The organism is Aliamphritea hakodatensis, from assembly GCF_024347195.1.
GTDB classification, from domain to species: Bacteria; Pseudomonadota; Gammaproteobacteria; order Pseudomonadales; family Balneatricaceae; genus Amphritea; species Amphritea hakodatensis.
On record NZ_AP025281.1, the window covers coordinates 2358764 to 2371718 of the forward strand.

At 53.8% G+C, this 12955-nt stretch carries 15 protein-coding genes; 12 read left to right on the plus strand and 3 right to left on the minus strand.

Annotated features, from left to right (window positions below):
* Window positions 1–164: 164 nt before the first annotated feature.
* The 6 genes from yafN to PCI15_RS10830 all read left to right on the plus strand — a co-directional run bounded on the left by yafN (window position 165) and on the right by PCI15_RS10830 (window position 4586).
* The gene (gene yafN, locus PCI15_RS10805) at window positions 165–464 is read left to right on the plus strand and encodes a type I toxin-antitoxin system antitoxin YafN (RefSeq protein ID WP_271274345.1); all 300 of its coding nucleotides are present in this window, start codon (window positions 165–167) and stop codon (window positions 462–464) included.
* A complete protein-coding gene (locus PCI15_RS10810; RefSeq protein WP_271274346.1) occupies window positions 464–859 on the plus strand; it encodes a type II toxin-antitoxin system YafO family toxin in 396 nt (131 codons plus the stop codon). The genes yafN and PCI15_RS10810 overlap by 1 nt, the downstream gene beginning before the upstream one ends.
* A 201-nt stretch (window positions 860–1060) precedes the next feature.
* On the plus strand, window positions 1061–1762 hold the full coding sequence (locus PCI15_RS10815; protein WP_271274347.1) for an MOSC domain-containing protein: 702 nt from the start codon (window positions 1061–1063) through the stop codon (window positions 1760–1762).
* Between the two features lie 14 nt (window positions 1763–1776).
* Window positions 1777–2664, plus strand: coding sequence for a LysR family transcriptional regulator (locus tag PCI15_RS10820; RefSeq protein WP_271274348.1), 888 nt, complete (start codon window positions 1777–1779; stop codon window positions 2662–2664).
* Between the two features lie 135 nt (window positions 2665–2799).
* Window positions 2800–3729: an AEC family transporter gene (locus PCI15_RS10825; RefSeq protein WP_271274349.1), complete on the plus strand. Its 930-nt coding sequence runs from the start codon at window positions 2800–2802 to the stop codon at window positions 3727–3729.
* 167 nt (window positions 3730–3896) lie between these two features.
* Window positions 3897–4586, plus strand: a complete 690-nt coding sequence (locus PCI15_RS10830; protein ID WP_271274350.1) for a hypothetical protein — start codon at window positions 3897–3899, stop codon at window positions 4584–4586.
* Window positions 4587–4632: 46 nt separating this feature from the next.
* Here PCI15_RS10830 and PCI15_RS10835 read toward each other — a convergent pair whose 3' ends face one another.
* Complete coding sequence (locus PCI15_RS10835; RefSeq protein WP_271274351.1) at window positions 4633–5559, minus strand: DMT family transporter; 927 nt, start codon at window positions 5557–5559, stop codon at window positions 4633–4635.
* Window positions 5560–5715: 156 nt separating this feature from the next.
* On the opposite strand from PCI15_RS10835, the gene PCI15_RS10840 reads away from it, so the two are divergent.
* The 4 genes from PCI15_RS10840 (at window position 5716) to PCI15_RS10855 (ending at window position 7918) form a co-directional block, all read left to right on the plus strand.
* Complete coding sequence (locus tag PCI15_RS10840; RefSeq protein WP_271274352.1) at window positions 5716–5961, plus strand: hypothetical protein; 246 nt, start codon at window positions 5716–5718, stop codon at window positions 5959–5961.
* A gap of 25 nt (window positions 5962–5986) precedes the next feature.
* Complete coding sequence (fos, locus tag PCI15_RS10845) at window positions 5987–6385, plus strand: fosfomycin resistance glutathione transferase (RefSeq protein ID WP_271274353.1); 399 nt, start codon at window positions 5987–5989, stop codon at window positions 6383–6385.
* Window positions 6386–6535: 150 nt separating this feature from the next.
* Window positions 6536–6832, plus strand: coding sequence for an ArsR/SmtB family transcription factor (locus PCI15_RS10850; RefSeq protein WP_271274354.1), 297 nt, complete (start codon window positions 6536–6538; stop codon window positions 6830–6832).
* 120 nt (window positions 6833–6952) lie between these two features.
* Window positions 6953–7918, plus strand: coding sequence for a permease (locus PCI15_RS10855; protein WP_271274355.1), 966 nt, complete (start codon window positions 6953–6955; stop codon window positions 7916–7918).
* A gap of 72 nt (window positions 7919–7990) precedes the next feature.
* On the opposite strand, the gene hmpA is transcribed toward PCI15_RS10855, so the two are convergent.
* On the minus strand, window positions 7991–9178 hold the full coding sequence (gene hmpA / locus PCI15_RS10860) for an NO-inducible flavohemoprotein (RefSeq protein WP_271274356.1): 1188 nt from the start codon (window positions 9176–9178) through the stop codon (window positions 7991–7993).
* Between the two features lie 50 nt (window positions 9179–9228).
* Entirely contained in the window at window positions 9229–9588 is a 360-nt protein-coding gene (locus PCI15_RS10865) for a hypothetical protein (RefSeq protein ID WP_271274357.1), read from the minus strand.
* Between the two features lie 323 nt (window positions 9589–9911).
* On the opposite strand from PCI15_RS10865, the gene norR reads away from it, so the two are divergent.
* On the plus strand, window positions 9912–11507 hold the full coding sequence (norR, locus tag PCI15_RS10870) for a nitric oxide reductase transcriptional regulator NorR (protein ID WP_271274358.1): 1596 nt from the start codon (window positions 9912–9914) through the stop codon (window positions 11505–11507).
* A gap of 206 nt (window positions 11508–11713) precedes the next feature.
* The gene (gene chrA / locus PCI15_RS10875; RefSeq protein WP_271274359.1) at window positions 11714–12937 is read left to right on the plus strand and encodes a chromate efflux transporter; all 1224 of its coding nucleotides are present in this window, start codon (window positions 11714–11716) and stop codon (window positions 12935–12937) included.
* Window positions 12938–12955 lie beyond the last annotated feature (18 nt).

The window sequence follows — 12955 nt, forward strand, 5'->3', positions numbered from 1 at the left end:
CCTTGCGTTGCCTGCTTCTCTCACAGATTTGTTTTGCGAGTGATGCAGATTCTTTATGTATCACCTTATGAACAGCGACAGTTTGTAGTATTCGGTTTAGAGGTACATAATTAAGTACATCTTTATGTACAATATTATGTGCAAACCTTATGCGGAGAGAGTAAATGAGTACTCAGGCGATCTACGCGGAACAAACAGTCAGTATTACTGAAGTGCGTAAAAATCCTGCAAAATATTTCACCGAGCAGCCGGTAGCCGTGTTGTCGAACAACAAGCCTGCCGGTTACATGGTCAGCGCTGAAACATTCGAAATGCTGATTAAAGCAGTTGAGGCACAGCAGGCACCGACAGAATTCAGGGCGAGCTTCCGGCCAACAGCGGCCCGGCTTGATGCTATCGCAGCGGCAGGCAGGGAAGCATTGGAAACTGCCTCTGATGATGAACTGGGTGAATTCACTGAATAATGCGTATTTTCAAAGGACGAGTGCTTCGGGCACAGCTCACGGAACAAGAGCAAATTGCGTTAACCAATGACTTCAGACGCTATAAAACCACAGGCGAACTGCCCGATACATTTGGCAGAGATGCAGCATACGACCATCCGAATACTCCGCCACTGATACAGGCCGGGCAGGTTCAGCATATACATTTGTTGGATGAATCAGATCAGTGGGATGTACATACCATTCAGTTTTACCGAACCAGTGATAAACACCTGGTGTATTGCCCGGGGGCTTTACATGATGATTGCTTTTTACTGATGGCGATACTGTCACCGGATGCCCATGCGCAGGCAAAAGACTCCAATATTATGAGAAAACTGGGGCTGATGGCTGAGAAATTCAGAAATATCTATTAACGATGCCTTTTCTGTTTGTCTCCGGGCAGACAATTTATGACAGTGTGTTTTGTGATTATTTTTAGCGACCGGTCTGTGAGGCCAAAAGCCTGTCTTTCCGGATGAGAGGTAAGATAGGTAATAGCGATTCGTAATGCGAAGTAATAGGATAAGCCTCTGGCCATTCACAGCCAGACATTCTTGCGAAGAAGGAAGTCAGTTATGAACCATACAGTACTAGGGAAAGTTGAAGTCGTATTAACCGGTAAGGCGGTTCCGTACAGCCGGCCGGGCAAGACCAGCGCCATTCATAAAACACCGGTTGAAGGTGCAGTTGAGGTGTTGGAACTTGGGCTTTACGGTGATGAACAGGCAGATTTACGGGTGCACGGCGGGCCTCACAAAGCGGTGCATATTTACCCCCGGGAACATTACAGCGAATGGCAGGAAGCCCTTGGCCACCGGGCTGTTCTGGAACAGGCCGGTGCCTTTGGTGAAAACCTCAGCAGCCGGGGCCTGACCGAAGCAACGGTGTGCATGGGGGATCAGTTCAGAATCGGATCGGTACTGTTTGAAGTGTCGCAGGGGCGTCAGCCATGCTGGAAGCTGAACGACAGGTTTGACTGCAAAACCATGGCGAAGCAGGTGCAGGATACGCGGCGTACGGGTTGGTACTTCCGGGTGCTGGAAGCCGGCTCTTTACAGGCTGGCGATGATATTGTGCTGGTTGCACGGCCGTGGCCGCAATGGTCACTGTCCCGCTTTATGGGGCTGATCTACGACGGTGTTCTGGATGCACCGCAGTTGCGGGAAGCGCTGCAGCTGCCATTGGTTGAATCGTGGGAGAAGCTGCTGAAGAAGCGTCTGGAAAAAGCCGAAGTGGAAGACTGGTCACCCCGTATAGACGGGCCGGCTAAGGACTGACAGGCAGGTAAATCATGTCACTTAAAACACTGCGCACACTGACCGCCATTGTCCAGCAGGGCAGCTTTGCCGCTGCCGGCGAGACGCTGGGCCTGACTCAGGCGGCGGTCAGTATTCAGATTCGCCAGCTGGAAGAGGAACTGGGGGCGCGGCTGTTTGACCGTATTGGCCGAAATCAGGTGTTGAATCCTGATGGCCGCAAAGTGCTGGAAAGGGCAGAGAAAATTCTCGGGCTGTATGATCAGTTAGGCGAGGGCATTGGCAGTGAAAGCCAGTACCGGGGTGAGCTGTTGCTGGGGGCGGTATTCAGCATTCAGACCGGCGGGCTGGGTTTAGTGCTGGCACGGCTGCGGGAACGTTTTCCGCATCTGAAGATCAAGATTCTGCGCGGCATGTCGATTGATCTGGCAGCCCGGGTGGAAAACGGTGAACTTGATGCCGTGCTCATTACCGAGCCGCAACAGGCGATACGCCCGGAATTTTGCTGGCAAACGCTGGAATCGGAGCCGTTTTACGTGGTTGGCCATAAAGATGTGCCGGCGTTGTCCGACAGTGAGATCCTGAGCCAGTATCCGTTTATCCGCCTTGATCCGCGGGCCTGGGCGGGGAGCATGATCGACAACGAACTGCGCCGCCGCCAGATTCAGACCAACGAAATGATGGAGTTGGATTCGCTGCAGGGGGCGCTGAATATGGTGAAGCAGAACCTTGGCGTCACAGTAATGGCGCTGGGTAAGTACCGCAGTGAGCAGCTCATGAGCGATATCCGGCTGGTGCCTTTTGGTGATCCGGTTATTTACCGGAATATCGGTATTTATCAGCGCCGCGAACATGCCCGGCAGGGGCTGGTGCAGATGCTGATTGATGAGTTTACTGATGCCTTTATTGAAACAGAGGGCTAAGAGATCAGAAGGTTAAGTTAATTCATAAAATAATTTTAACAGTTAAGCTAAAAAGTATAATTTTTATTGTTTGTTAAGCAGGCGTAAGCTTGGCGGAAATTACTTCTTCTGCTGTGTGTTTAGTCGGAGCCTGCTATGCCTCTTGCCATCGAAGCCCTCATTCCCGTGACCCTGACCGTGTTTATCGGTTATCTGGCCCGCCAGCATTTTAAGGTGGGTGAAAGTGTCTGGGCTGGCATTGAAAAGCTTACCTACTATCTGTTTGCGCCCTCGCTGCTGGTGGTGTCACTGGCGAATAAATCCCTGCAGGATCTGGCCTGGTTCGAAGTTTTTGCCACCCTCGTCATGGCGCTGTTGCTGTGCAGCGCAGTGATTGTGCTGTGGCAGAGCCTGGTCCGTCCGGTGGATATGCCATCTTTCACTTCGGTGTTTCAGGGTGGGGTCCGTTTTAACAGCTTTGTGGCACTGGCACTGGCGGATAACCTGTTTGGCGCTCAGGGGCTGATGGTTGGCGCGCTGGCCACGGTGGTGATCGTGATTTCGGTGAATATTCTCAGTGTGTCTGTGTTCTCGGTGGCGAACCGCCGGCAGGGGAACTGGCTGCAGTTGCCGTACCAGTTAATTACCAATCCGCTGATTATCGGCTGCCTGATCGGTTTAACTCTGAACCTGACCGGTATCGGCCTGACAGCTTCGCTGGACAATCTGCTGCTGATGCTGGGTAAAACCGCGCTGCCTATGGCGTTGCTGGCGGTAGGCGCGGCGTTACGGCTGGGAAATATTAGCAGCAGCATTGAAATGATCGCCTTTACCTCTGTGATGCAGTTTCTGTTTAAACCGCTGGCGGCGCTGCTGATCGGGCAATGGCTGGGTCTGGAAGGGCTGACGGTGATTATCGTGGTGATTTTTATGGCGGTGCCGACTGCACCTTCGGCCTATGTGCTGGCCCGGCAGCTGGGCGGGAATGCCCCGGCAATGGCATCGATCATTACCGTGCAGACCCTGATTGCCTTTGTGACCTTGCCCATAACCCTGAGTTTACTGCTGCCGATGGTTAATGCCTGAGGCGCATTAACCGGGCAGGGTAATCGCGGGAAATCAGCGCGGCACAGGGCGGAACGAAAGTTTGCGCAATTATTATGCTGTTTTGTCGTATTCAGTAAGCGCCGTGGTTTGCCTTTTGATATACTCCCGCGCCTTCACGGCCCGGCCGTCTCTGCTTAAGGTTAACAATGATCACTCACGATTTTTTATACAACGCCGTCGGCATGCTCAGCTCGCTGATGTTTCTCGGCTGTCTGTTCGGGCTGGTTAAACAGTACCGCCGGATCAACAGCCGTAAAAAAGATGTTCCGGCCGGTGAGACCGGCTACGCGACCCGCTCACTGTCGGTGAACAGCTTCTTTTCAAGCTTCATCGCATTCTATGCGTTCTTCCTGTATTCCATCATGTTGCAGGAGATTGATTACTACCTGTTTGTGACCCGCTTGCTGGCCGCATCCATGACACTGGTCGTGCTGTTTGAAATATTCCGCGACCGTAAGCCGCTGTCGCAACGCCTGCCGTTCTTATCCGGCGTACTGTTAATGGCCGTTGCGGTGCTGTGTATTGGCGTCAGAGAAGACATGCTGTTTATCGGCCGCTCGGCGTCGATCTTCCTGGCGGTGGGGGCTACCCTGATTATGCTGCAGGGTGGCATCCAGCAGATTCGCAAGATCCGCCAAGAGCAGTCAGTCGGAGCGTTATCGCTGTCGATGAACGTGATTTTTGCAATGAAAGATGTCTCTAATATCGCGTTTGGTCTGGTGATCGGATTTGCCGACGGCTGGCCGCTGATCATGACAGGTACCGTGAGTGCGCTGACCAAAGCTGCGGTGATCATGCAGTTCTACTTCTTCAGGGAAAAGCCTGTTGCGGCCTGATTCCTCCGATTGAAAAGAACAGGGGCGCTTAGCTAAGCCGTTCAGGTTAGCCAAGCCCCTGTTTTTTATTGTGCTGCCGCACGACCCATTCTGCGAGGCTGATCCCGGCCAGCACCATGATCAGCCCGATCATGTGATAAATCTGAAAAGCTTCACCCAGCACCAGTACCGCCAGCAGGGCACCGAAGATCGGCACCAGATTGATGAAAATCCCGCCCCGGTTAGCACCGATGCGCGCCACCCCTTTGGCATAAAACAGTTGTGCCAGGAAAGACGGGAAGATCGCCACATAAATGACCAGCAGTATGTTGCCGCTGTTAATTTCCGGCAGGCCACGGCTCTGGGTGTTCCAGGCGATCAGCGGCAGCAACACTGCCAGCGAGACCACCGCCAGAGAGAAAATAAAGCTCAGGTCGTGAATCTGTGGCCGCCAGCGCAGGCTGACGCTGTAAACAGAGTAAAAGACGATGGCGATGATCATGATGGCATCGCCCCGGTTCAGGCCCTCATTGAGCAGAATGGCCGGGTTGCCCTGAGTAACTGTGATCACAACGCCTATACCCGCAATTACCACGCCGAGGATCTGCAGGCCAAAGACCTGCTGGCTGAATAAAATCCGGTTCAGCACCATGATGAACACCGGAATGGCCGCCTGTTCGATGGAGACGTTAATGGCGCTGGTATAGTGCAGAGCGCCATACAGGCAAAGGTTAAAGCCGACAAAACCGAAGCCACCCATTAAGCACAGTTTCCACCAGTTTTCCCGGATTACGGGCCAGTCTTTTTTGAGGTGGGCCCGGGCAATAAAGCCGATCAGGGCGACCGCAAATACCCAGCGTAAGAAGGTAAATTCAATGGCGTTCCATTCGCTGACAGCCAGTTTGCCAACTACCGCATTACCGCCCCAGAACAGCGGGGCCAGCGTCAGCAGCAGGTAGGGCGAGGATAAAGCGGTATGACGTGAATCTGACACTGGGTTCTTCCATGGGGCCGAGGGTGAGAAACCGACAATACTGAAGTAAAAAAACACACTTGTCAGCACAAAGTTTGCGGGTATGCTTTGGTCAGTAATCAGAGTTTTATATCCGCAAGCAGGGAAGCAGCTGAACAGATGTTCAGGGAGTCTTAAATGGATTATTTAATAGCCGGTATTATCGCGCTGCTGGTGTTTTTGTTGCTCAGATATTTGTTGTTAAGGCCCGGCTCCGGGAAGCCGGTACGCTATACCGCAAAGAAGACCCTCGGAGGCAACAGAGCAGATCGCCGGAGTGATAGCGGGGCGGAGAGTGGTGGCGATGTTGAGGTTAGCCGCACAGATGACGGCGATTCTGGCAGCAGTTCTGGCGGTGATGGTGGCAGCAGCAGTTCAGATTGAATAGCAGACTGAACAGGAGGCAGCAATGCTGAAAGGTTTAAATCATATCACCCTGGCGGTGAGGGACGTGGATGCCGCGCTGGCCTTCTATGTTGATCTGCTGGGCTTTACCGGCCATGTGAAATGGGACCGGGGTGCGTATCTGTCAGTGGGGGAGTTGTGGCTTTGCCTGTCGCTGGATGAGCCGGATGTGCGGGAGGATTACAGCCACATTGCCTTTGATGCCAGTGAGGAAGACTTCCCCCGGATTACCCTGTGTTTACAGAATGCCGGCGTTACCTGCTGGAAAACCAATCAGAGTGAAGGGGATTCTCTGTATGTGCTTGATCCGGACGGGCATAAACTGGAGATCCATTGTGGTAACCTTCGTTCCCGTCTGGAAGCGCTGGAGAAAGAGCCCTATGCGGGCCTTGTCTGGCTTTAAAATCAGATATAACTAATATTATACTTCAATAAATATTGAAATATAATATTTGCTGATCTATGCTTGCCTCAACTGAACAGTTAATGTTGTTCTGTTGCTGCCCGGGATAAGAAGGGTTTCGCGCAACAATGCAACACTTATGGAATGACAATGGAACATGATCTGGCCGCGCAGCGGCTTGCAGAATTAGGCCATACAACCCGACTGGCGGTGTTCAGGTTGCTGGTACGGGCCGGCCGTGAAGGTTTGCCGGTAGGGGACATACAGAAGCATCTGGATGTGGCCGGGCCGACGCTGTCTCATCACATTAACCGGCTTAAGGGCGTTGGGTTGCTGACTCAGCGGCGGGAAGGGCGCACCCTGTACTGTGTGCCGCAGATGGATGCCCTGCGGGAGCTGACCGGATTCCTTGAATCTGAGTGCTGTACGCTGAATGTGTCTGAGTGAGTCATTGCTGCAACAGGGTTAACTGTTGAGTGTTATATAACGCAGCCATCGTGGCTGCATCTTTTTAAGCATATATTTTGATGTTTATAAAATTATCAAATTAAATTGGAGCCTATAACTATGTCCGCTGATAGCTTTCTGACACCCGACATGCAGGCAATGCTTGCGGATAGCGGCCTGATGTTTGTGCAGCTGTTTACTGAGCTGACAATCCTGTTTCTGGCGATCAGCTTTGTCGTAGGGCTGATCAATCAGAAACTGCCTGCTGAAAAAATTCAGCGCTTATTAGGTGCCCGCAGTGGCAGGGGCTACCTGACGGCAGCCGGGCTGGGTGCGGTTACGCCCTTTTGCAGTTGCTCCACCATCCCTATGCTGGTTGGCTTGCTGAAAGCCCGGGCCGGTTTCGGACCGACCATGACCTTTCTGTTTACTTCGCCGTTGCTTAACCCGATAGTCATCGCCCTGTTTATTCCGGTACTTGGGCTGAAAATTACGCTCTGGTACGCGGGGCTGGCACTGACGGCTTCGGTTCTGGCAGGTTACCTGCTGCAAATGTTTAACTTCGACCGGTTCATCAAGACTGAGATGCTGGAAGCACGGCCCTCCGGCTGTGGTTCGAAATCATCAGGGAGCAGCTGCTCGTCTGACGGTGGCAGTGAGCCGGCGCCTGTATCGGTCTGGCAGCAGGCCTGGGCAGACAGCTGGAGCCTGTTCAAGAGTATGTTTCCGTATATGCTGATTGCCATGCTGATCGGTGCCTTTGTACACGGTTTTGTGCCGGCAGACTTCTTTGCCGAAGTGGCCAGTGCGGACAACCCGGCAGCCGTGCCGGTGGCAGCGCTGATCGGTATTCCGCTGTATATGCGGGTAACGGCAATCATGCCACTGGTAGGCTCTTTTCTGGCCAAAGGGGTGAGTATGGGGGCGATCATCGCGCTGGTGATTGGCAGTGGCGGTGCCAGCCTGCCGGAGGTGATTTTACTGCGCCGGTTATTTTACTGGCCATTACTGGCTGCGTTCCTGACGGTGATCTTCAGTATGGCAGTAATCGGGGGCTTTGCTTTTGACCATATCATTGTGGTGTAGGGGGCCGCTTTTCTTTTCTGGAATGTAAAAACGCCGCAGTGTTGGATGCGGCGTTTGGTGATTCAGCGGTGATCAGAAGTCCTGATGGGGGCCGAATACTTCGTAGTGGATCTGGTCTTCAGTGGCACCCAGGTTCAGCAACTGTTGCTTGATAAACCGCATGAAAGGCGTTGGGCCGCACAGATAGAAATCACCGTCGTTTAACGGCAGCTCTTGTTTGATCAGGCTGAGATCCATCAGGCCGTGATGGCTGTTTGCCGCATCACTGTGGTCCTGGTTGTACCAGGTGTGCGCGGTGAGCGGCAATGCCTCTGCTAATTGGTTTACACGCTTGCGGAAAGAATGCTGCTCAAGGTTTTCACAGGCATGCAGGTAATGGATCGGCTGGCTGTAGCCCTTCCGGGCAAGGGTTTCCAGAATGCTGATCATGGGCGTCAGGCCAACCCCTGCTGAAATAGCGACTACTGGGCGCTGGCGGTCGGTAAACAGGAAGTCACCGGCCGGTGCCAGCAGTTCAACTTCCTGATTAAGCCGCAGGCCATCGTGCAGATAATTGGATACCTGACCGGGTACCCCCATGGCTTCACGTTTGACGGAGATCCGGTAGGTTTCGCCGTTGGGTGTATCCGACAGGGAGTACTGGCGGATCTCAATATGTTCGCTGGTAGTCGGTTTAACTTTAACGCCGAGGTATTGTCCCGGCTGATAACCGATGACCGGCTGGCCATCAACCGGTTCAAATACCAGGCTTTTAACCAGTTCGGATTCAATGCGTTTTTCGATCAGTCGGAAGCGCCGCGGGCCGCTCCAGCCCCCGTCTGTGGCTGCGCGTTCACTGTAAAGTTCACCTTCGCGGCCAATAAATACCGAGGCCAGCAGGCCATAGGCGGCTATCCAGGCGTCTTCGATGTCCGGGGTAAATGCATCGGCAGCCAGCTCCCGTAAGGTTTCGATCAGGTGATGACCCACAATGTCATAATGCTCCGGCTGGATATTGAAGCTGGTATGTTTCTGGGCGATGCGTTCGACAGCGGCGGTGAGTACCGGCAGATTATCAATGTGTGTGGCGTAGGCGGCAAGTGCGTTAAACAGAGCAACGGACTGACCACCACTGTGCTGGTGGCTCATGTTGAAGATGTCTTTCAGCTCGGGGTTATGCTTAAACATCCGCACGTAGAAATGTTCGGTAATCTGACTTCCAACACTTTCTAGCAGGGGAATAGTGCTTTTAACGGTGTCGATGTGTTGCTGGGATAGCATAGAATTTCCTTCTTAGGTATTGCTTGTTATAGGTCGGCTCTGCTGGTGCGTTATGCGTTGCACAGGCCGTATTGGTTTTCTTTTTGACGCTGGTTTGCGGTGGCTTCTGAGCGCATATGAATTTTGCGGATCCGGTGCTGGCCGGTCAGCCTCAGGATGTAACCAAACTTCAGGCCGGTAGCGAAAATCAGCATGCCGATGTGGCTGAGAACCTGGATCTGTAATGTCACTTTTTCAGGGATAATGTAGGCAATGAAAACGGTGGTTAACAGCATGAAGACCGAACAGAAAAGCAAACTGTTGCCGGCGGTGATCAGCGTTTTGGCGCGCCGTAATTCCAGGCCCGGAAAAGCTGTTGTCTGTGTGGCAGAGGCGGGGGCTTCAATGGGTTTTGTGGTGTGCTTTGACATGATAGTTACTTCCCTTTTCAGCCGTGTCAGAAACCCCGGCTTACATTGCATAGACTGTTTTACACCTGTGCCGGTGCTTTATGTTCTTGTTATTACAGAATTCGTGCCACAAAACTAAAATTACATAAAAACAAATGGTTATGTATTTAAGTTAATCCTATGTGTAATTTATTAGTGTCATTTTAACTCTGTTATTTATGTGTCAAAATGACCTTTTTGTGTGTATTTGCTTCAGGTCTGTATATACTTGCTGTAAGCATTAAAACTGCCCGGGATAAAAGATCCGGACGGCGGTATTTCAGATGGACAAACAGAGGGTATTTATGAGTCCGCTATCGCACAGTGCACTGTTACAACTGGCCGTTGATATGGCGAACAGCGTTACCGCCAGTGACCGTTTTGAGCGGTTGCTTAATACGGTGCGCAGCCATATTCAGTGCGACGCCGTGGTGTTGCTCCGGCTGCAGGGCGGTGTGTTAAAACCGCTGGCGCAGAAGGGCCTGCACCGGGAGATTCTGGGGCGGCGTTTTGTGCTGGCAGAGCATCCCCGGCTGGACACTGTTTACAGCTCCACAGTGCCGGTGAGATTTTCTGCAGATTGTGATCTGCCCGACCCTTATGACGGCATGCTGCCGGAGCATGACGGTGATCTGCCGATTCATGCCTGCATGGGGCTGCCGCTTTTAGCGGATGACAGGATCATTGGCATACTGACAATGGACAGCATGCTGCCGGGTGCTTTTGATGATATTCCTGGCCGCTCGCTGGAACTCATCGCTGCGATGTCTGCTGCCACCCTGAAGACGGCGGTGCTGCTTGAGCGGCTGGAACATCATTCCCAGCATGTTGAGAGCGTGGTCACGGAACTGACTTTGGAAGCGCTGAATAAAGACGGCGGCGAGCTGATTGGCGACAGCCCGGTTATGCAAAAGCTGCAGCGGGAGATCTCACTGGTGGCCCCTTCGGATTATGCCATCCTCATTGAAGGTGAGACCGGGGTGGGTAAGGAGCTGGTCGCCCGGACCCTGCACAGCCGCTCTTCGAGAAGTCAGGGGCCGCTGGTGTATGTGAACTGCGCCGCCATTCCGGAAAATCTGGTTGAAAGTGAACTGTTTGGTCACGTCAAAGGGGCTTTTACCGGTGCAGACAGAAACCGGGTCGGTAAATTCAGTCTGGCTGACGGCGGCACCCTGTTTCTGGATGAAATCGGTGAGTTACCGCTGGCAGCGCAAAGCAAGCTTCTGCGGGCCTTGCAGAGTCAGGAGATTCAGCCGGTGGGCCAGGACAGTGTTGCCCATGTGGATGTGCGGGTGCTGGCAGCCACCAACCGGGTATTGGAAGAAGAGGTGGCGGGGCAGCGCTTCCGGGCGGATTTATATCACCGGCTGAATGTGTATCCGGTGAAAGTACCACCATTACGTGACCGGCAGGGGGATGTTGCCCTGCTGGGCGGTTATTTCTGTGAGGCAACCCGGCGTAAGCTGGGGATGCGTCAGCTGGTGCTGGCGGAAGATGCAGTGCAGGTGCTGGACGCTTATGACTGGCCGGGGAATGTCCGGGAGCTGGAACATGTCATTAGCCGGGCCGCACTGACAGCCCGGGCAGGTCGCGCCGGCCGCATTGTACAGGTGCGGGCGGAACATCTCGGGCTGCTGATGCCGGTAACCCCAGAGCCTGCTGCAGAACTGCCTGAAGATGATTCTGTCTGTGATGATGTGACGGTCAGGGTGCCGGATACCGCTGCCGGGCTGAAAGCCGCGACAGAAGCTTTTCAGAAACAACTGATTGTCAATTCCCTGCAGATGAATGACGGTAACTGGGCGGCGGCCGCCCGGGAGCTGAAAACTGACCGGGCGAATCTGGTGCGGCTGGCTAAGCGGCTGGACGTTGCGGTTGTGCGGGAAATTGTTAGTCGCTGAACGGACATTTTTTTCACATTTTCAGGGGTATGATTGCCGCCGGCACGGTTTTTGGGTGCAGTGAACAGCTTCGGCATACGGCAGGCAACGACATGTTTCTGTCATCTTTGCCGTGTAAGATTGGCGCTTTTGCTTATCGGTGTTGTTTTAATTGTTGTCTGAATTTTCAGGCGCTCTCCAGAGTTTTGGTTTTACAGGTTTTCAGTATGCAATCTCCTCATTCAGTGTCAGGAACAGAACCGGCGGACACGTCTTCCGGTTCGGCCTGGCAGGTATTTCTGACGTTTCTGAAGCTGGGTTTTACGTCTTTCGGTGGCCCGGTGGCGCATATCGGCTATTTTCGAACCGAGCTGGTTGAGAAGCAGCGCTGGCTGTCGGATAGCCAGTTTGCGCAGTTGCTGGCGATCTGCCAGTTTTTGCCCGGGCCGGCGAGCAGCCAGATGGGCTTCAGCCTGGGGTTAATGCGGGCCGGCTGGCGTGGTGCTTTCGCTGCTTTTCTGGCCTTTACGGCACCTTCGGTGGTGCTGATGATGTTATTTGCCTTCTGTCTGCCGTATTTTTCCGGTGAGGCGGGGGCGGCTGTGATTCACGGGCTGAAGATTGTTGCCCTGGCGGTCGTGGCGCAAGGTGTGCTGGGAATGTCCCGCCAGCTGTGTCCGGACAAAACCCGGGCGGGGATGGCGCTGCTGGCGGCGGCAGTGGTACTGATTGTTGGCACTGCCTGGGTGCAGCTGTTGCTGGTAATGCTGGGCGCGCTTGCAGGGATTATGCTGTGCCGGGAGGTTAAACCTGAACCGGCCGCAGCGCTGCAGGTGCCATATGGCAGCGGTCTGGGAGTTGCCTGTCTGGCAGCGTTTGCCCTGTTGTTTATCGGTTTGCCGTTGCTGAGCAGCGGTGAAGGGATTATCGCGGCTATGCAGGGCTTCTATCAGGCAGGTGCGCTGGTCTTTGGTGGCGGGCATGTGGTGCTGCCGATGCTGGAGGATGCGGTGGTTGCGCCGGGCTGGGTCAGCTCTGAAGATTTTCTGGCTGGCTATGGTGCGGCGCAGGCTTTGCCTGGCCCGATGTTTTCATTTGCGGCCTATCTGGGAAGTGTGCTGCCCGACGGCATGGGTGGCATCGGTGGTGCCTTGCTGGCGGTACTGAGTATTTTCCTGCCGGGTTTTCTGTTGCTGGCAGGCTGTTTGCCGCTCTGGAAGAAGGTGTCCCAGGGGGCTTCTGCAGCCCGAGGGATTGCCGGTGTGAATGCGGTAGTTGTGGGCTTACTGGGGGCTGCGCTGTTTGATCCTATTTTTGTCAGCGCGGTCACTGAACCGGCGGATCTGGCGATCGGCATTGTCGGTTTTCTGATGCTGGTGATCTGGCGTCTGTCGCCGTTATGGACGGTGCTCTGGTGTGTGGCGGCCAGCCTGACGCTGGCATTGGCCTGATCTTCTTTATCCCGAAAA

Excerpts from the sequence above, each read along its gene's own strand:
- PCI15_RS10850 (WP_271274354.1), top strand. The coding sequence starts at position 6,536 with ATGGAACATGATCTGGCCGCGCAGCGGCTTGCAGAATTAGGCCATACA.
- PCI15_RS10830 (WP_271274350.1), top strand. The coding sequence starts at position 3,897 with ATGATCACTCACGATTTTTTATACAACGCCGTCGGCATGCTCAGCTCG.
- PCI15_RS10855 (WP_271274355.1), top strand. The coding sequence starts at position 6,953 with ATGTCCGCTGATAGCTTTCTGACACCCGACATGCAGGCAATGCTTGCG.
- PCI15_RS10815 (WP_271274347.1), top strand. The coding sequence starts at position 1,061 with ATGAACCATACAGTACTAGGGAAAGTTGAAGTCGTATTAACCGGTAAG.
- PCI15_RS10810 (WP_271274346.1), top strand. The coding sequence starts at position 464 with ATGCGTATTTTCAAAGGACGAGTGCTTCGGGCACAGCTCACGGAACAA.
- chrA (WP_271274359.1), top strand. The coding sequence starts at position 11,714 with ATGCAATCTCCTCATTCAGTGTCAGGAACAGAACCGGCGGACACGTCT.
- PCI15_RS10840 (WP_271274352.1), top strand. The coding sequence starts at position 5,716 with ATGGATTATTTAATAGCCGGTATTATCGCGCTGCTGGTGTTTTTGTTG.
- norR (WP_271274358.1), top strand. The coding sequence starts at position 9,912 with ATGAGTCCGCTATCGCACAGTGCACTGTTACAACTGGCCGTTGATATG.
- PCI15_RS10820 (WP_271274348.1), top strand. The coding sequence starts at position 1,777 with ATGTCACTTAAAACACTGCGCACACTGACCGCCATTGTCCAGCAGGGC.
- PCI15_RS10825 (WP_271274349.1), top strand. The coding sequence starts at position 2,800 with ATGCCTCTTGCCATCGAAGCCCTCATTCCCGTGACCCTGACCGTGTTT.
- PCI15_RS10865 (WP_271274357.1), bottom strand. The coding sequence starts at position 9,588 with ATGTCAAAGCACACCACAAAACCCATTGAAGCCCCCGCCTCTGCCACA.
- hmpA (WP_271274356.1), bottom strand. The coding sequence starts at position 9,178 with ATGCTATCCCAGCAACACATCGACACCGTTAAAAGCACTATTCCCCTG.
- fos (WP_271274353.1), top strand. The coding sequence starts at position 5,987 with ATGCTGAAAGGTTTAAATCATATCACCCTGGCGGTGAGGGACGTGGAT.
- yafN (WP_271274345.1), top strand. The coding sequence starts at position 165 with ATGAGTACTCAGGCGATCTACGCGGAACAAACAGTCAGTATTACTGAA.